This is a genomic window from Bordetella genomosp. 9, assembly GCF_002119725.1.
Taxonomy (GTDB): Bacteria; Pseudomonadota; Gammaproteobacteria; order Burkholderiales; family Burkholderiaceae_B; genus Bordetella_C.
Genome location: NZ_CP021109.1, coordinates 1450700 through 1467840, shown reverse-complemented (window position 1 = coordinate 1467840; position 17141 = coordinate 1450700). Strand labels below are relative to the sequence as shown.

At 66.2% G+C, this 17141-nt stretch carries 13 protein-coding genes; 5 read left to right on the top strand and 8 right to left on the bottom strand.

What is annotated here, in order from left to right; genetic code table 11:
• Positions 1-24 precede the first annotated feature (24 nt).
• Together CAL13_RS06755 and manD are read right to left on the bottom strand one after the other, a co-directional pair.
• A complete protein-coding gene (locus CAL13_RS06755; protein WP_232462538.1) occupies positions 25-1377 on the bottom strand; it encodes an MFS transporter in 1353 nt (450 codons plus the stop codon).
• 99 nt (positions 1378-1476) lie between these two features.
• Entirely contained in the window at positions 1477-2685 is a 1209-nt protein-coding gene (gene manD / locus CAL13_RS06750; protein ID WP_086056722.1) for a D-mannonate dehydratase ManD, read from the bottom strand.
• A 132-nt stretch (positions 2686-2817) separates the two neighbouring features.
• Between manD and CAL13_RS06745 the strand changes: the two genes are divergently transcribed.
• A complete protein-coding gene (locus CAL13_RS06745; protein ID WP_086071892.1) occupies positions 2818-4284 on the top strand; it encodes a mannitol dehydrogenase family protein in 1467 nt (488 codons plus the stop codon).
• Positions 4285-4288: 4 nt separating this feature from the next.
• Here CAL13_RS06745 and CAL13_RS06740 read toward each other — a convergent pair whose 3' ends face one another.
• On the bottom strand, positions 4289-4759 hold the full coding sequence (locus CAL13_RS06740) for a cyanophycin metabolism-associated DUF1854 family protein (protein WP_086056720.1): 471 nt from the start codon (positions 4757-4759) through the stop codon (positions 4289-4291).
• Positions 4760-4785: 26 nt separating this feature from the next.
• Entirely contained in the window at positions 4786-7086 is a 2301-nt protein-coding gene (locus tag CAL13_RS06735) for a cyanophycin metabolism-associated ABC transporter (protein ID WP_086073546.1), read from the bottom strand.
• A gap of 276 nt (positions 7087-7362) precedes the next feature.
• Between CAL13_RS06735 and cphA (CAL13_RS06730) the strand changes: the two genes are divergently transcribed.
• The 4 genes from cphA (CAL13_RS06730) to CAL13_RS06715 all read left to right on the top strand — a co-directional run bounded on the left by cphA (CAL13_RS06730) (position 7363) and on the right by CAL13_RS06715 (position 13413).
• On the top strand, positions 7363-9978 hold the full coding sequence (gene cphA, locus CAL13_RS06730) for a cyanophycin synthetase (protein WP_086071891.1): 2616 nt from the start codon (positions 7363-7365) through the stop codon (positions 9976-9978).
• A 44-nt stretch (positions 9979-10022) separates the two neighbouring features.
• A complete protein-coding gene (cphA, locus tag CAL13_RS06725; RefSeq protein ID WP_086071890.1) occupies positions 10023-12608 on the top strand; it encodes a cyanophycin synthetase in 2586 nt (861 codons plus the stop codon).
• A 243-nt stretch (positions 12609-12851) separates the two neighbouring features.
• Complete coding sequence (locus CAL13_RS06720) at positions 12852-13013, top strand: DUF1328 domain-containing protein (protein WP_086056717.1); 162 nt, start codon at positions 12852-12854, stop codon at positions 13011-13013.
• Positions 13014-13068: 55 nt separating this feature from the next.
• Positions 13069-13413, top strand: a complete 345-nt coding sequence (locus CAL13_RS06715) for a BON domain-containing protein (RefSeq protein ID WP_086071889.1) — start codon at positions 13069-13071, stop codon at positions 13411-13413.
• A 78-nt stretch (positions 13414-13491) separates the two neighbouring features.
• On the opposite strand, the gene CAL13_RS06710 is transcribed toward CAL13_RS06715, so the two are convergent.
• The 4 genes from CAL13_RS06710 to CAL13_RS06695 all read right to left on the bottom strand — a co-directional run bounded on the left by CAL13_RS06710 (position 13492) and on the right by CAL13_RS06695 (position 17141).
• Positions 13492-14364 (bottom strand): PhzF family phenazine biosynthesis protein, encoded by an 873-nt coding sequence (locus tag CAL13_RS06710; RefSeq protein WP_086071888.1) that lies wholly within the window; start codon positions 14362-14364, stop codon positions 13492-13494.
• Between the two features lie 54 nt (positions 14365-14418).
• Positions 14419-15810, bottom strand: coding sequence for a 4Fe-4S binding protein (locus CAL13_RS06705; protein WP_086071887.1), 1392 nt, complete (start codon positions 15808-15810; stop codon positions 14419-14421).
• A gap of 93 nt (positions 15811-15903) precedes the next feature.
• A complete protein-coding gene (locus CAL13_RS06700) occupies positions 15904-16770 on the bottom strand; it encodes an FTR1 family iron permease (protein ID WP_086071886.1) in 867 nt (288 codons plus the stop codon).
• 23 nt (positions 16771-16793) lie between these two features.
• Complete coding sequence (locus CAL13_RS06695) at positions 16794-17141, bottom strand: cupredoxin domain-containing protein (RefSeq protein WP_086059301.1); 348 nt, start codon at positions 17139-17141, stop codon at positions 16794-16796.

The following is a 17141-nucleotide window of genomic DNA, read 5'->3' as shown; positions in this document are numbered from 1 at the left end:
AGTATATCGTCGCATTGCCGCAGGTCAGCGGTGCCCCCAGTCGTGCAGGTCATCGCCACGGCGCTGCGGCGCGGTCTCCGGCAACAGCCGCAGCGCCAGGATGGACGCCAGCGCCAGCACGCCCATATAGCCGGCCAGGCCGGCGTAATGGCCGCCGCTGGCCTGGATGATCTTCACGGCCAGCAGGCCCAGCATGCCGCTGCCGATAAGCGAACCGATCTGCCAGATCAGCGCGATGCCGCTGCATCGCACCCGCGCGGGGAAAAGCTCGGGAAACAGGGATGCCTGCGGCGAATAACAAAGCGCGTGGCCGATGGACAGAACGAGAATCATGGCCACGTGCGTCAGCAGCCGATCGCCCGTATTGAGCATCAGGAAGAAAGGCACCACCATGACGATCTGCAGCAAGGCCCCCGCCATATACACGGGCTTGCGGCCGAACCGATCGGAAAGCATGCCCGCGATGGGGATGGTGAACAGCTCCACGCCGACGGCAAGCAGAATGCTTTGCAGCAGCCACGCGTCGTTCAGATGGTTCGCCTTGCCGTAGGCCAGCACGATGGTGCTGTACATGGCGAAGGCGCAGGCCTCCACCAGTTTGGCGAAAACGCCCTTGACGATGATGCCGGGATACGCGCGCAACACCTCGGACACGGGGCGGGATTCCACCGCCTTGGTCTTGCGGATCTCGTCGAAGACCGGCGACTCGTCGATGCGCAGGCGCACATACAGGCCGATGATCACCAGCACCAGGCTGAGCAGGAAGGGAATGCGCCATCCCCACGCCAGCAACTGCTCTTCGTCGAGCGTGGCGGTGAGCACCGCGAACAGCCCGGCGGGAATCAGGAAGCCAGCCGGGGCGCCCAGCTGCACCCAGCTGGCGTAAAAGCCGCGCCGCTCGCGCGGCGCATATTCGGCCGTCATGAGCACGGCCCCGGCCTGTTCCCCCCCCACGCCGAAACCCTGCAGGATGCGGATCGCCACCAGCGCCAGCGGCGCCCAGAAGCCGATGCGCTCGTAGGTGGGCATCAGCCCGATGACGAAGGTGCCCAGCCCCACGATCAGGATGGTGATCACCAATGCCTTTTTGCGGCCGAGCTTATCGCCGAAATGCCCGAACACGATGCCGCCTATGGGACGCGCGACAAACCCCACGGCATATGTGGCGAATGCGGCGACGGTGCCGACCATGGGGTCGGAGCTGGGAAAGAACAGCTTGCCGAAGAAAAGCACGGCCGCCGTCGCATACACGAAGAAGTCGTAGTATTCCGCGGCGGTGCCTATGGTCGATGCGACGGCCGCGCGCCTTAGCATGGTTTGCGGCGCCGCGCCGGCGCCCGCCCCGCGGGCGGAATTCGGACTCGTGATGGTGCTCATGTCTGCTCCACGTCTTTTTTGATTCATGCCTGTCATGGCGCCTATCCGGTGCGGCGCACCGGACGCACGCCAGCGGGACGGTTCATTTCGCGCACGCCGCTACCAGTTCCACAGCGTGCCGTCTTCCAGCCTTGCCACCGGCAGATACGCCGGTTCGTAGGGATACTTCGCCGCCAGCGCCTCGTCGATATCCACGCCGAGTCCGGGCGCGTCCCCGGGGTGCATCGCGCCGTCCTGGAACGACCACGCGTGCGGAAAGACCTCCAGCGCGGGTTCCGGATAACCCATGTACTCCTGGACCCCGAAGTTCGGCGCCCACAGGTCGAGATGCAGGGCCGCGCCCATGCAAACGGGCGAAAGATCGGATGGACCGTGGCTGCCGGTCCTGACCTGGTACATCGACGCGAAATCCGCGATGCGGCGCATGTGGGTGATGCCACCCGCATGCGTGATGGTCGTGCGGATGTAGTCGATCAATTGCTCTTCGATCAGCTGCTTGCAGTCCCAGATGCTGTTGAACACTTCGCCGACGGCGATGGGCGTGACGGTATGCCGGCGGATCAGGCGGAAGGCCTCCTGGTTTTCGGCGGGCGTGGGATCCTCGAGCCAGAACAGGCGGTAGGGTTCCACCGCCTTGCCCAGGCGCGCCGCCTCGATGGGCGTCAGGCGATGATGGACGTCATGCAACAGATGCGTATCGAAGCCAAAGCGGCTGCGCACGGCTTCGAACAGCTTCGGGATGAAATCCAGGTATTTCTCGCTGGACCAGGATTGCTCTTCCGGCCAGCCCTTGGTGGCGGGCTCGTAGGCCTCGCCGTGCTTGGTCACCCCGTACACCGACTTCATGCCCGGGACGCCGCACTGGATGCGTATGGCCTGGTAGCCCTGCTCCACGTGCTCGGCATAGCGATCCAGCGCTTCCTCGATGTCCCGGCCCGTCGCGTGGCCGTAGACCATCACCCGCTCGCGCGACGCGCCGCCCAGAAGCTGGTAGAGCGGCATGCCGGCCATCTTGGCCTTGATGTCCCACAACGCCATGTCGACGGCCGCGATGGCCGACATGGTCACCGGTCCCCGGCGCCAGTAGGCGCCTTTGTACAGGTATTGCCATGTGTCCTCGATCCGGCCCGGATCGCGGCCGATCAGGACCGGGCAGACATGCTCTTTCAGGTAGGCCGCGACGGCCAGCTCACGGCCATTGAGCGTGGCGTCGCCGACGCCGTGCACGCCCTGATCCGTGACGATTTTCAGGGTGACGAAGTTGCGGCCCGGACAGCAGACGATGACTTCGGCATGGGTGATCTTCATGGAAACTCCGCTTGCTCATGGCTGGGTGGGATACTACCATACCAGCATCGGCATCCTGTCTAGTGTTAACCCGCCCCGGCCGATATAGTGTCGGATCGACGCAATCCCCGAACTTTGCTGCAAGCCGCAAAAATGAACGCTGCCCTGCCCCGCCTGAACCGCCAACGCCTGCCCCAGCTTTCCGATCACCTGCCGGCCATCCCATGGAAGGAACCGCGCATTGGCATCGTCCATCTGGGTCTGGGCAATTTCCACCGTGCCCATCAGGCGATGTACACGGAAGACGCCATGCTGGCCGGCGGCGGCGATTGGGGCATTTGCGGCGTTTCCCTGCGCCGGCCCGATACCCGCGACGCGTTGGCGCCGCAGGACTATCTGTACAGCGTGCTGGTGCGCGATACGAACGGCCAGCGGGTACGCATCGCCCGCGCCCTGCGCCGTATCCTGGTGGCGCCGGAAGAACCGCAGGCGGTCCTTGACGCCATGTGCGACGAGCACGTGAAGATCGTTTCGCTGACGGTGACGGAGAAAGGCTATTGCCAGGACCCGAAGACCGGCGGGCTCGATTTCGAACACCCCTTGATCGTCCGCGACCTGAAGGATCCGGACCATCCGCAAAGCGTGCCGGGTTACCTGGTCGCCGCGCTCAAGCGCCGCCGCCAGCATCCGTTCACGGTGCTGTCCTGCGACAACCTGTCGCACAACGGTGCAGCCCTGCGCCGGGTGACGGTGGATTACGCAACGGCGCTCGATCCCGCGCTGGGACGATGGATCGAGGACGCCGTAGCCTTTCCCTCGACCATGGTTGACCGCATCGTTCCCGCCACCACCGACGCCGATCGCGACGCCGCCGCGCGCGCATTGGGGTGCGTGGACGCGTGGCCGGTGCCCAGCGAAAGCTATCGGCAATGGGTCATCGAAGACCGCTTCCCCGCCGGCCGGCCGGCGTGGGAGCAGGCCGGCGCGCTGATGGTCGACGACGTCACGCCGTATGAAGCGGCCAAGCTGCGCATGCTCAACGGCTCGCATTCCACGCTGGTCTATCTATCGCTGCTGGCGGATATCGAAACCGTCGATCAGGCCGTGGCCAATCCCGATTTGCGCGGCCTGCTGCATCGCCTGATGACGGACGATATCGCCCCGACCCTGACGGTGCCCGCCAGTTTCGATCGCCTGTCCTATCGGGACCAGCTGCTGCAACGCCTGGCCAATCCGGCCTTGAAGCATCGCTGCATCCAGATCGCGATGGACGGCAGCCAGAAGCTGCCGCCGCGCCTGCTCGGCACGGCGGCCGACCGCCTGCGCGCGGGCTACGGCGTGGACCGCCTGGCCCTGGGCGTCGCCGGCTGGATGCGGTTCCTGCTGGGGCGCTCGGAAAGCGGCGCGGCATTGGAGTTGAGCGATCCCATGGCGGCGCGGCTGTCCGCGCTGGCCGCGCAAGGCGCGGACGGCCTGGTCGAGCGCGTACTCGCCGTGCGGGAAATATTCCCGGCGGCGCTGGCGGAAGATCCGCGCTTCTCGGCTTCGCTGAAAAACGCCTACGACGCCCTGGGCCGCGACGGCGCCCTGGCCACCGCCCGGCGCTACGCCAGCCTGTAGCGGCCTACAGAAACCGGTCGAGCAGCTTGCGGCTTTGCTTGTCCAAAGCCCGCATGTCGCCGATCAGGTAATGGATCCCGTGGCTGTCGGCGATCAGCAGCGCCTGGCCGCCCAGCCGACGGATGTCTTCTTCGCCGCGCAGCACGAAGGCCGTCGGCCCGCGGTCGGTCTGGACGGACCATGTACAGGGCGTCGCGTACCCGGACACCGATGCAATGCGCTGGATGCGGGGCATGAATTCCCGCGCCGCCAGCGCTTCCTGCACCAGCACGCGCATCGGATGAGGCAGGTCGTCCACCCGGTCGATCCAGGCCACCTCGTGGCCGCCGGCGTCCACGAGCGAACAGCCGGCCTCCGGCGCCGAGATCGGAAACGCGCGCACCGGCACGACGCCATCGACCACGGCGCCGTCGCGGCCCTCGTACACCAAACGTCCATGCGGATTGCGCCGCAAGCGGAAATCAGGCGCGCCCATCGTATCCCCCCTTCATCGAGCCGACATCAGGCCTGCGCGACGAGATCGTCATCGTCGTCATCTCCGGCAGCGTCTTCCCCGCCCGCTTCGGCGTGCCGCGCCTGGGCCTGATACAGCGCGTAGTAGGCGCCGCCGGCAGCCATCAGTTGCTCGTGGTTGCCCTGTTCGACGATGCGCCCGCGATCCAGCACGACCAGGCGGTCGGCCTTGCGCAAGGTGCTGAGCCGATGAGCGATCGCAATCGTGGTGCGGCCGCGCACCAGGTTGTCCAGCGCCTTCTGGATTTCCTTTTCCGTGGCGGTATCGACGGACGACGTGGCCTCGTCCAGGATCAGGATGCGCGGATCGATCAGCAAGGCGCGCGCAATGGAAATCCGTTGGCGTTCGCCGCCCGACAGGGCCTGTCCGCGTTCGCCCACCAGCGAATCGTAGCCATGGGGCAGCCGCAGGATGAATTCATGGGCGTGCGCCGCGCGCGCGGCGGCGACGATTTCTTCCCGCGTGGCGTCCGGCTTGCCGTAGGCGATGTTCTCCGCGATCGTGCCGAAGAACAGAAAGGGCTCCTGCAGCACCAGACCGATATTGCGGCGGTACGAAGCGATGCCCATGGTGCGGATATCCGTGCCGTCCACCAGCACGGCGCCTTCCGATACGTCGTAGAACCGGCAGATCAGATTGATCAGCGTGCTCTTGCCCGAGCCGCTGTGGCCCACCAGCCCCACCATGGTTCCCGGCTCGATGCGCAGATTCAGCCCGCGTATGACCGACCGGTTGCCGTAGCGAAACCCCACGTCGCGCAGCTCGATGCGTCCGTCCACGCGTCCCACCTGAACGGGATTGCGCGCCTCGGGAACGCTCGAAACATGGTCGAGAATATCGAAGATGCGCTTCGCGCCGGCAGCCGCCTTCTGCGTCACGGAAACGATACGGCTCATCGAATCCAGGCGGGTATAGAAACGGCCGATGTACGACAGGAAGGCCGCCAGCACGCCGACGGTGATGTCATGGCGCGAGACCTGCCAGATCCCGTACACCCACACCACCAGCAGGCCGATCTCGGTGAGCAGCGTGACGGTCGGGGAAAACAGGGCCCACACCCGGTTCACGCGGTCGTTCACGTCGAGGTTGCGCTGGTTGGCTTCGCGGAAGCGGCGCACCTCGCGCTTTTCCTGCGCGAAGGCCTTCACCACCCGAATGCCGGGTATCGTATCGGCCAGCACATTGGTGATCTCCGACCAGACGCGGTCGACCTTCTCGAAGCCATGCTTCAGATGGTCGCGGACGATATGAATCATCCAGCCGATGAACGGCAGCGGCACCAGGGTCACCAGCGCCAGCCAGGGATTGATGGAGATGAGGATGGCCGCTGTCATCGCGATCATCAGCACATCGGTGGCGAAATCGAGCAGGTGCAGCGAAAGGAAGACGCAGATGCGATCGGATTCGCTGCCGATGCGCGCGATCAGGTCGCCAGTGCGCTTGCCGCCGAAGTAGGCCAGGGAAAGATGCTGCAGATGTTCGTAGGTAGTGGTGCGCAGGTCCGCGCCGATGCGTTCGCTGACCCAGGCGAGAATGTAGGTGCGGCCCCAGCCCAATACCCACGCCAGGATGGCGGATCCGAACAGCCCCGACAAGTACAGGATGACGCGCTGCGAATCGATCGGCGCGCCATTCTGGAATGGGATAAGGACGTCATCCATTAAGGGCATTGTCAGGTACGGCGGCACCAGCGTTGCGGCGGTGGCGAGTACCGTGAGGATGAAGCCGATCGTCAGCGGGACCTGGTACGGCACCGCGAAGCGCCACAATCGCAGCAAAGCCCATGTCGATGGCGCCGCCGGGACCGGCGGATTGCACCCGGCGCACGCCTCCTGGTCTGCGGCGAGCGGCGCAAGACAGTTCGTGCACACGCGTTCGGCAGGGGGTTCGGCGGGCGCCATGCCCTGCGCGATCTGGCGTTGCCGCACATATGCATCGCGCAACCGAAGCGCGGCCGGGTGCCGGCCCAGGGTATATCGCCATATCGCCAAACGCGCGTCCCTGCTCTGCAGTTCCAGGCACCCCGCGCCGGCATGATCGGACACGATCAGGTCTTCGGTGGTTTCGTATGGCCACCGCCGCCAGTTTGCGGCGCCCGGCTCCCGGGCGACGATGGCTCGATCCGTAAGAAAAATCACGCCATCGCGGAACTTCAGCGAAGCATCGAGGTCTAGCGGCAGCCAGGCGAGCAACGTCTCGCCGTCGGCCAGTTGCGCAAGCATTTCAGCCCGCCGCTCGGCCGGCAGGGCATTTCCGTCCTGGACGGACACTGGATCGGGTTTTTTCATGGAAAACGCATACACATCCGCGGCGCAACCATCAGGCCGGTCACCCGAGTTCCGCGAAAAGCGGGAAACGTGTGCCTTCCTTGCAACACAACGGACGTCATGGATAGAATCCGCGTCGCCGCCTGCTTACCGATATTTCTATAATCGGCGGCGTTCACAGACTACCGCTGGCTTCGACGATACGCGCACCGTGCATGGGCACGGCACTACCAAAACCATAACCGCCCACCAGCCAGGAACTCTTCCGTTCGCCATCGGATTTCGGCAAATTAGAACATGAAAAAGAAAGACATTGAATTTCTCGATGTCGTGGCTTTGCGCGGCCCGAACATCTGGACCTATCGTCCGGTGCTGGAAGCCTGGGTCGATATCGGTGAGCTGGAAGACCATCCGTCCAACACCATTCCCGGCTTCCCGGAACGCCTGTCCAGCTGGCTGCCGACGCTGATCGAACACCGATGCAGCCCCGGCGTGCGCGGCGGTTTCCTGCAGCGCTTGCGCGAAGGCACCTGGCCGGCGCATATCCTCGAACACGTCACGCTGGAGCTGCAGAACCTGGCCGGATTGCCCGGAGGGTTCGGCAAGGCGCGCGAAACCGCCAAACGCGGGGTATACAAGGTCATCGTGCGCGCCTGGCAGGAAGACGTGACCCGTGCGGCGCTGGGCGAGGCGCGCGATCTGGTGATGGCGGCCATGGAAGACCGCCCTTTCGATGTGGAAGCAACGATCTCCCGCCTGCGACGCATGGTCGATCGCCACTGCCTGGGACCGAGCACGGCGTGTATCGTCGATGCCGCCGACGATCGCGACATTCCTTACATCCGCCTGTTTGAAGGCAATCTGGTGCAGTTGGGCTACGGCGCGCGCCAACGGCGGATATGGACGGCGGAAACGGACCGCACCAGCGCCATCGCCGAAGGCATCTCGCGCGACAAGGACCTGACCAAGCGGCTGCTCGCGGAGTGCGGCGTACCCGTGCCGGAGGGCCGTGTGGTGGAATCCGTCGGCCAGGCCTGGGAAGCGGCATGCGACATCGGCACGCCGGTCGTGGTCAAACCTTATGACGGCAATCATGGCCGGGGTGTTTTCACCAACCTGAACAGTTATGAAGAGGTAAAGGCCGCATACGAAGTAGCCGTGGAAGAAGGCAGCGGCGTACTGGTCGAACGCTTCGTCCCGGGCAACGAGCACCGCCTTCTGGTGGTGGGCGAGCGCATGGTCGCGGCTGCCCGTGGGGAGCCGGCCTGGGTGACCGGCGACGGCGAGCACACCATCGAGGAACTGATCGACCTGCAGATCAATACCGATCCCCGCCGCGGCCGCGGCGAGGACTGCCCCTTGAATCTGGTGCGGCTGGATTCGGCCGCCACGCTGGAAGTCGCGCGCCAAGGGTTCCAGGCCGATAGCGTGCCGCCGGCCGGACGCCGCGTACTGATCCAGCGCAACGGCAATGTCGCCTTCGACGTCACGGACCAGGTGCATCCCGAAGTCGCCCACGCCGTCACGCTTGCCGCGCGCATCGTGGGGCTTGACGTCGCGGGCGTGGACCTGGTGGCCGAGGACATTTCACGCCCGCTGGAAGAACAGCGCGGCGCGATCGTCGAGGTTAACGCCGGGCCCGGACTCCTGATGCACCTGAAGCCCGCGGACGGCCAGCCGCGTCCGGTGGGGCAAGCCATCATCGACCATCTCTTTCCGCCCGGTGAAGACGGCCGCATACCCGTCGTGGGCGTATCGGGCACGAACGGAAAAACCGTGGTCGCGCGCTTGACGGCGCGTCTGCTGCAACTGTGGGGCCGGCATGTGGGCCTGGCTTGCAGCGAAGGGCTGTACTTCAATCAACGGCAGGTCGAGCGAGGCGACCGCGCCGACTGGGCCAGCGGCCGCCGCGTGCTGATGAACCGCTCCGTGGATGCGGCCGTCATCGAAAACAGCAGCTCGGTGATCCTGCGCCAAGGGCTGGCCTACGATCGCTGCCAGGTCGGCATCGTCACCAACATCGACCAGGCGGATCATCTGGGCGAACACGACATCCGCGATCTGGACGGCATGGTCAACGTCATGCGAACCCAGGTCGACGTCGTGCTGCCGACCGGCGCGGCGGTACTGAACGCGCGCGACGAGCGGGTCGCCGCCATGGCCCCGCTGTGCGACGGCGAGGTGGTGTTTTTCGGTTTGGATGCGCAATTGCCCGCCATCGCCTCGCATCTGGCGCTGGGCAAGCGCGCGGTGTTCGTGCGCGATGGCGATGTCGTGCTGGCGCAAGGACAACATGAGCAGCGGCTGACCGCAGTCGCGGCGATCCCATTGACGGTCGGCGGCCGCGTTGCGTTCCAACTGGAAAACGTGCTTGCCGCCGTGGCCGGCGCCTGGGCGCTTGGCGTGCCGGCCGACATCATCCGCGTCGGTGTCGAGGCATTCGAAGCGGACCGGCCGGACCCGCCATGGCAGTTTCACGTGGTGCAGCACCGGGACATTACGGCGGTTGTCGATGGCGCCCACAACGCCTCGGCGCTGCGTGCCCTGATCGCGGCGGCGGAGAACTTTCCGGCATCGCGCCGCCGCATCGTGTACGGCGCCGGCAAGGACAGGCGCGACCAGGATCTTCTCGACCTGGGCAGGCTGCTGGGCGAGGCCTTCGACGACGTGGTGCTGTATGACGACGCCACGGTGCCGACGCAACGCGCGCCCGGTGAAGCGCGCGCGCTGCTGCGTACCGGCGCGCATCAGGGCACGCGCGCCGCCGCCATCGCTGACGAGCCCGATCATGCAACCGCGATCCGGTCGGCCCTCGCGGCCGCCCGGCCCGGCGACCTGATCGTCCTGCAGTGCGACGAAGGCAGTGCGGACACCACCCTGCATTGCCTCCGTCACTGGATCGGACAGAACTAAGGATCAGCGCCGCCGCGCCGATCCGGCGGCCGACAGGAAAATCCATGCACGTCTCCCGTCTACGCGCGCTGCGCGGCCCCAACCTGTGGAGCCGCAACACCGCCATCGAAGCCATCGTTACCTGCGACGATCTGGAGTGTTCCATCGATCGCATGCCCGAGGTTGAACCGCGCCTGCGCGCACGCTTTCCGCAATTGGGGCTGCTGCGTCCCGAAGGCTACGAAGGGACCATATCGGTCGCGCACATGCTGGAACAGGTCGCCTTGACGCTGCAGGCGCATGCGGGTTGCCCGGTGGCGTTCAGCCGCACCGCCGCCACCGTGGAACCGGGCGTCTTCCAGGTCGTGGTCGAATACACGGAAGAAGCCGTCGGGCGGCTGGCGTTCGAGCTTGGGGAAGCATTGTGCCGCGCGGCGCTCGACGATACGGGATTCGATCTGTCCGGCGCGCTGCGGCAACTGCGCGAGCTGGACGAGGACGTGCGCCTGGGCCCGAGCACCGGCGCCATCGTGCAGGCGGCCGTGGCGCGCAACATCCCTTATCGGCGCTTGACGCAGGGAAGCATGGTGCAATTCGGCTGGGGCTCACGGCAGCGCCGCATCCAGGCCGCCGAAACGGACCGCACCGGCGCCATCGCGGAATCGATTGCGCAGGACAAGGATCTGACCAAGATGCTGCTGGACGCCGCCGGCGTGCCGGTCCCGCTCGGACGCACGGTCTCCAGCGCCGATGACGCCTGGGCCGCCGCGCAGGAGCTGGGCGGCCCGGTCGTCGTCAAGCCGCGCGACGGCAGCCAGGGCCGCGGCGTGGCCGTCAACATCGAAACGCGCGAACGCATCGCCGCCGCGTATGCGGCCGCCGCGGAGATCAGCCGCGACGTAATCGTCGAGCGCTACATCCCGGGCCACGATTTCCGGCTTCTGGTGGTGGGCGACACGCTGGTCGCCGCCGCGCGCCGCGATCCGCCGCAGGTCTCGGGCGATGGCGTTCATACCGTGCGCGAACTGGTCGACGAGGTCAATCGGGACCCGCTGCGCGGCGACGGCCACGCCACCGCGCTGACCAAGATCCGCATCGACGATATCGCCATCGCGACGTTGGCCAAACAGGGCCTGGGCGTGGACGACGTGCCGCCCAAAGGCGCCCGCGTGGTGCTGCGCAACAACGCCAACCTGAGCACGGGCGGCTCGGCCACGGACGTGACCGATGAAGTCCATCCGGAACTGGCGGCCCGCGCCGTCACCGCCGCGCGCATGATCGGCCTGGATCTGTGCGGCGTGGACGTGGTGGCCGAAAGCGTCCATCTGCCGCTGGAGGAGCAGCGCGGCGCCATCGTCGAAATCAATGCCGCGCCCGGCCTGCGCATGCATCTGAACCCCTCGTTCGGCAAAGGCCGGGCTGTCGGCGAGGCCATCATCGCCAACATGTTCGCCGACGGCGAGGACGGCCGCATTCCCCTGGTTGCCGTGGCCGGGACCAACGGCAAGACGACCACGGTCCGATTGACGGCGCACATACTGGGCCAGGACGGCAAGCGTGTCGGCATGACGAATTCCGATGGCGTGTACATCGGCCAGCGGCGCATCGATACGGGCGATTGCAGCGGTCCGCGCAGCGCCCGCAGCGTACTGCTGCACCCCGACGTCGACGCCGCGGTGCTTGAAACCGCGCGCGGCGGCATTCTGCGCGAGGGCCTGGCCTTCGACCGCTGCAATGTCGCGGTGGTGACCAATATCGGCATGGGCGACCATCTGGGCCTGGGCTACATCACCACCGTGGAAGAGCTGGCCGTGGTCAAGCGCGTGATCGTGCAGTATGTGCAGGCCAATGGCTATGCCGTGCTGAACGCCGCCGATCCCATCGTGGCCGACATGGCGTCCAGTTGCCCCGGAAGCATCATCTTTTTTGCCGCCGACGGACACCATCCCCGCATGTCCACGCATCGCGCGCAGGGCGGACGGGTGGTGTATCGGGACGGCGGCCATCTGGTGGCCGCCCAGGGCGCCGACGTTACGCGCATCGCGCTGGCCGACATTCCTCTTACCCGCAACGGCACCATCGGATTCCAGGTGGAAAACGCCATGGCCGCCATCGGCGCGGCGTGGGGGCTGGACGTCCCATGGGCGCTGATCCGCCAGGGCCTGAAGACATTCGTCAACGATGCCGCGAGCGCGCCGGGCCGGTTCAATGTCTTCGATTATCGCGGCGCGACGGTTATCGCGGACTATGGTCATAACCCGGACGCCATCATTGCGTTGGTGGGCGCGGTCGAAACCATGCCCGCCAGGCGGCGCGTGGCCTTGATCAGCGGCGCGGGCGACCGCCGCGACGAAGACCTGCGGCGGCAGACCGAGATCCTGGGCGATGCCTTCGACGACGTTCTGCTGTACGAAGACCAATGCCAGCGCGGACGCGCGGACGGCGAAGTCCTGGCCCTGCTGAGGGAAGGCCTGCGCGGCGCGACCCGCACCCGCTACATCGATGAAATACGTGGCGAATTCAAAGCCATCGACGCAGCCCTGGCGCGCCTGCAAGCGGGTGACCTGTGCCTGATCCTAGTAGACCAGGTGGAGGAAGCCCTGGCCCACATCGCGCGGCGCATCGGGGAAACGACCGGCATGGCGCAGTGACGCGTGTAAACCGCATCGCTCAAAACCCAGCCAAGGGTTGCGCATTTGTAACAGCGGTGCCGCCATGCGGCTGCACGGCTGGGCTGGACCCGGCCGTTTACATTTGCCCACATCCCGGTTTGACCCTCCCTCTCCTCGGCACGTAGCGTAGTCCTACGTCGAACGCCCGCGGCTTGTCGCCCCGGGCGCCGATTCCGAGCCGGGGCTTCCCGCCTCGACGCTTTTTCCCATCGGGAGGGAACCATGCTGTACTACGCCGCAGTCTTTTTCGTTATTGCCATCATCGCCGCCGTTCTCGGTTTCGGCGGCATCGCCGCGGGCGCGGCTGGCATTGCCAAGATCCTCTTCTTCGTCTTCCTGGTACTGGCGCTGCTTTCCATCCTGGGCGGCATGTTCCGAAGGTAGCTGGCGCTTCATTCACCGCTTCGGACCATCTGAACCCGCATAAGGAGAAAACACGATGCGCACTCGCCATATCATCGCCGCCGCCGTATTGGGCCTGAATGCCGCCGCGCTGCCGTTCGCGCATGCGGCCGACAACACGGACGGAAAATCCAAGCAGTCTGTCGGCGAATATGCCTCGGACGCCGTCATCACGACCAAAGTGAAGGCCGCAATCGTGGCGGACAAGTCGCTCAGCGCGCTGGACGTCGCCGTGGAAACCAATAACGGCGTGGTCACGCTGACGGGCACCGTCCCGTCCGCGGCGCAAAGCGACACCGCGACTCACGTGGCCCGCGGCGTCGAGGGCGTCAAGCAGGTCAAGAACGAGCTGAAGGTGGATGCCAGCAAAGCCCGGAAGTAAGCGGGATGCGAAGCGCCAGGACCTGGCGCTTCGCATCGCGGAGGATGCCGGCGCTGCCTGGCGTCCAGGCTGCCAGCTTCACGGCAACGAGATGACCCCGTCGCCGAACTCCCAGACCTGACCTTGGACGCGGACTTCCTTGTCCGCCGTTACCTCCAGGCCCAGCACGCAGGGACGCCCCGTCTGCTCGCCCTGTTCGATACGCGCCCGCAAGGGCAAGGCTCGCCCCGTGGCAACCGCCCAGCCGCCAAGGTTGGCGCATGCCGAGCCCGTTCCCGGGTCTTCCACCACGCCGCCTCCAGGTTTGACGAAAAAATAGCGCGCCACCACGCGCTCGGCGCCGTCCGGGCCATGGCCATCGAAGGCAAACAGGTAGGCAGTCTTTCTGCCCGCCTTGCTGATTTCCCACTCCGCGAGCAGCGCGGGGTCGGGCGCCGCACGCCGTACTGCGTCGGCGCTTCCCAAGGGGATCAGCAATTGATGGGCGCCGGTATCGACCCACAGCGGCGCCCCAGCGAGATCCCGGGGCATCACGCCCATCTGCGCGGCGATCCGTTCCGCCGGCAGCGATGGCGCCGTGACTTTGGGGGATGCGCCACCCGGCGCCGCGAAAGTCCAGACGTTCCCCTCGGCCTGCACCGGCACGATGCCCGCTTGCATTTCCAGGGTAATGCGATCGCCGGCGTTGGTCAGCGCCCGCACGACCTGCGACGTACCCAGCGTCGGATGGCCCGCGAACGGCATCTCGTAGCCGGGCGTGAAGATGCGCACTCGCGCCGTGGCGGCCTCGGAAGGCAGGATGAAGGTGGTCTCCGACAGGTTGAACTGCAGGGCCAGCGCCTGCATCTCCGCGTCGCTGAGACCACGGCCGTCTTCAAACACACACAGGGGATTGCCGCCGAAAGCCGATTCGGCGAACACGTTCAGAATGCGGAAACGGTAGGTTCTCATGCGCGCATGCTACCGCACGGACGCGGCTCGCGCCGTGCGGCATGCGCAATCGCCTTACCAGATGACGAAAAACAGCACCCAGGCAACGCAGAACGGCACGAGCCCCGCCGCGTACACGAGCCAAGCGGCCACCCGGCGGCCCACGGCGCCGGTACGCTGGCCCATGACACGCCAGGCCAGGCGCAGCGTCCACGCGATCGCCAGGGTCAGCAGCGTGAACCGCACCGGATTGGCCCAATGGGCGCTCACGCCCTCGTGCTTGAGCAGGGTGATGGTGGTGGCCGACAGCCCCAGGAAGACGCCGATACCGGCGCTCGGTATCAAGGCCTGCGCGAGTTTGTGCACCCCTGCGCCACCCAGCGTGGAGCGGCTTGCGTCCGCCCGCATGGGAAGCAGGCGGTCCGCCAGCCACAGCGCCAGGTAAAGCGCGCCGCCCACGATGGCCGTCGTGGCGCCGATGAAGAACAGGATGCAGGCGCCGTCCAGCCACGAAAAACTGTCATTGACCTGCGGATAGTGAGTCAGCACGAACCATGGCGCGTTATCGAGCAGCGGCCACATGATGTCGCGCTCGATCAGCCAGGTGGCGGCCGCCTGCTTGATGGTCACGAACCAGGGGCTGGCCGTCCACAGAAACGCGCCCATCGCGATGCCCATCATGCCGAAGATCAGCAGCGCGGTCTGCCACGCGTCGCCATCGGCAACGCGCACGATTTCATCCTCGGGGGAACGGGGCGCCAGCGTGATTGCCCCGCGGTAACCGCTGCAACGGCCGCACATGTGGCAATCGCCGGCGCTTTTCATCTGGCGCAGCGGAACCAGGGGCGCGCAATTGACCGGCTGGATGCGGATGACCGGATGCCGCCAGGCTTCTTCGTTGACCCGGTAGTGCCAGGGCGACAGCTTGGCGAGCAGGTGAAACACGCCGTTTACCGGACACAGGTATTTGCACCAGACGCGCTTGCTGCGGCCGTAGCGCCAGCCGACGGCCATGGCCGCCAGGGTGGATCCGCCCAGCACGGCAAGCACCGCAAGCGGATATTGATACACGCTGACAAGTTGACCGTAGATCGTGGTCAGGGCAAACGCCACGAAGGGCCAACCGCCCCAGCGCATCCAGCGGGGAATGGCATGTCCCTGGCCGCGTTCGCTCGCCCATTCGGTCAGCATGCCTTCCGGGCAGAACAGGCCGCACCAAGCCCGTCCCATGATCGGCATGGACACCAGGACAAATGGCCACCAGATGCCCCAGAACGCGAACTGCGCGACCACGGTCAGGTTGTTGAAGACCGACGCCGTGTTGTCGGGCAGCGGCATCATCGCCGGAACGATGAGAAGAAACGCGTACAGCGCGACGATGCCCCACTGCAGCTTGCGCAGCAGCGGGGCATGGTCACGCAGGTAATCGGCTACGCGGGCGGTTGCCCGCGCCACTGCTACAGCCATCGGTGAAACCCTTTCGATACTTCGATCACATTGACCGCCGCCTCCGGCGGCGCCTGCGGGGGGCGCATGCCGGATGGCGGACCGCACGGCAGCTTACCTCGCGTCGGCCTGTGCCGCCTTTCCGCCCGCCCCGGCGCCGCTGGGCGAGGCGGGACGCACGCGGCTCAGCAGCGCCCATACCACCACCCAGTAGGCAACCCAGGCCAACACCGAAACCAGCGCGGGATAGGCCCGGTAACCGGCGAAGTCGGCCAGCACCTTGCCGAAGCCGCTGCTGTCGTCCAGCAGCCAGCTGCTATCCCAGACGGGGTCGACCAGCGGCGGGACGACACCCAGCGAAATCAGATGATCCAGCCCCCCCACCAGGAGCGAGCCGGCCAGCAGCAACAGCAGGATTTCCGTCAGGCGGAAGAAGCGCCGCCACGTGATCAGCCTGCCGCCCAGTTGAAGCAGCCAGAACGTCAGCAGCGCCACCACGAACCCGCCCAGGCCCGCCAGCGCAAGCATCCAGCCGCTGCTGTTTTCCGCCCCGGCCGATACGGTGCCATAGAGGAAGACCACGGTCTCGCTGCCTTCCCGTGCAACGGCAATCATCACCAGGACCAGAAGGCCCCACCAGTTGTCGTTCTGCAGCGACGTACGCGCGCCGCTTTCGAGTTCGCCCTTCAGCGTGCGGCCGTGCCTTTTCATCCAGACCACCATCTGAACGACCAGCACGCAGGCAACCAGCGCCATGCCGGCCTGGAACCACTCCTGCCCCTCGTCGGACAGCCAGGAGGAAACGCCCAGCAGCACCAGCGCGAGCATCAGCGCCAGAACCAGTCCCGCGGCCACCCCGCCCCACAGATACGGCAAACCGCGCCGGCCGGAAGGCGTGGCGCGCAGCCAGGAGTACAGAATGCCCACGACAAGCAGGGCTTCCACGGACTCGCGCCAGACTATGAATAAAACCTGTTCCATGACACCGCGGGCGCTTGCGCCCTTCAATCCTTGGGTTTGACGACGAGTGTTCCCTTGACGTCCTGATGAAAGTCGTCGAAGAAGGGATACTCGCCCGGACGGGAAATCGTGATGACGACGAACGACTTCACGCCGGGTCCCAGCACTTTTTCCTTGCGCAGGGGAATGCTCTCGAATTCCACCGGCTCGTTGCTTTCGTTGCTCAGCTCGATCTTGAAACGGCCGGCGGGCACCTCGAGCCGCGCAGGTTCGAAGGTGCCGTCGGCCTTGAAGGTCAGCGTGAACGTGGGCAGTTCATCGGCGCTCGCCGCGCCGGCGCCGGCCATCGAGGCCAGCGCGATTGCAAACAGCACGGCGCGGCAGCTGCGCAT

Bases quoted from the DNA above. Each gene is read 5' to 3' on its own strand.
- CAL13_RS06740 (WP_086056720.1), bottom strand. From the start codon at position 4,759: ATGGGCGCGCCTGATTTCCGCTTGCGGCGCAATCCGCATGGACGTTTG.
- CAL13_RS06695 (WP_086059301.1), bottom strand. From the start codon at position 17,141: ATGCGCAGCTGCCGCGCCGTGCTGTTTGCAATCGCGCTGGCCTCGATG.
- CAL13_RS06720 (WP_086056717.1), top strand. From the start codon at position 12,852: ATGCTGTACTACGCCGCAGTCTTTTTCGTTATTGCCATCATCGCCGCC.
- CAL13_RS06705 (WP_086071887.1), bottom strand. From the start codon at position 15,810: ATGGCTGTAGCAGTGGCGCGGGCAACCGCCCGCGTAGCCGATTACCTG.
- CAL13_RS06755 (WP_232462538.1), bottom strand. From the start codon at position 1,377: ATGAGCACCATCACGAGTCCGAATTCCGCCCGCGGGGCGGGCGCCGGC.
- CAL13_RS06700 (WP_086071886.1), bottom strand. From the start codon at position 16,770: ATGGAACAGGTTTTATTCATAGTCTGGCGCGAGTCCGTGGAAGCCCTG.
- cphA (WP_086071891.1), top strand. From the start codon at position 7,363: ATGAAAAAGAAAGACATTGAATTTCTCGATGTCGTGGCTTTGCGCGGC.
- CAL13_RS06715 (WP_086071889.1), top strand. From the start codon at position 13,069: ATGCGCACTCGCCATATCATCGCCGCCGCCGTATTGGGCCTGAATGCC.
- manD (WP_086056722.1), bottom strand. From the start codon at position 2,685: ATGAAGATCACCCATGCCGAAGTCATCGTCTGCTGTCCGGGCCGCAAC.
- CAL13_RS06735 (WP_086073546.1), bottom strand. From the start codon at position 7,086: ATGAAAAAACCCGATCCAGTGTCCGTCCAGGACGGAAATGCCCTGCCG.
- CAL13_RS06745 (WP_086071892.1), top strand. From the start codon at position 2,818: ATGAACGCTGCCCTGCCCCGCCTGAACCGCCAACGCCTGCCCCAGCTT.
- CAL13_RS06710 (WP_086071888.1), bottom strand. From the start codon at position 14,364: ATGAGAACCTACCGTTTCCGCATTCTGAACGTGTTCGCCGAATCGGCT.
- cphA (WP_086071890.1), top strand. From the start codon at position 10,023: ATGCACGTCTCCCGTCTACGCGCGCTGCGCGGCCCCAACCTGTGGAGC.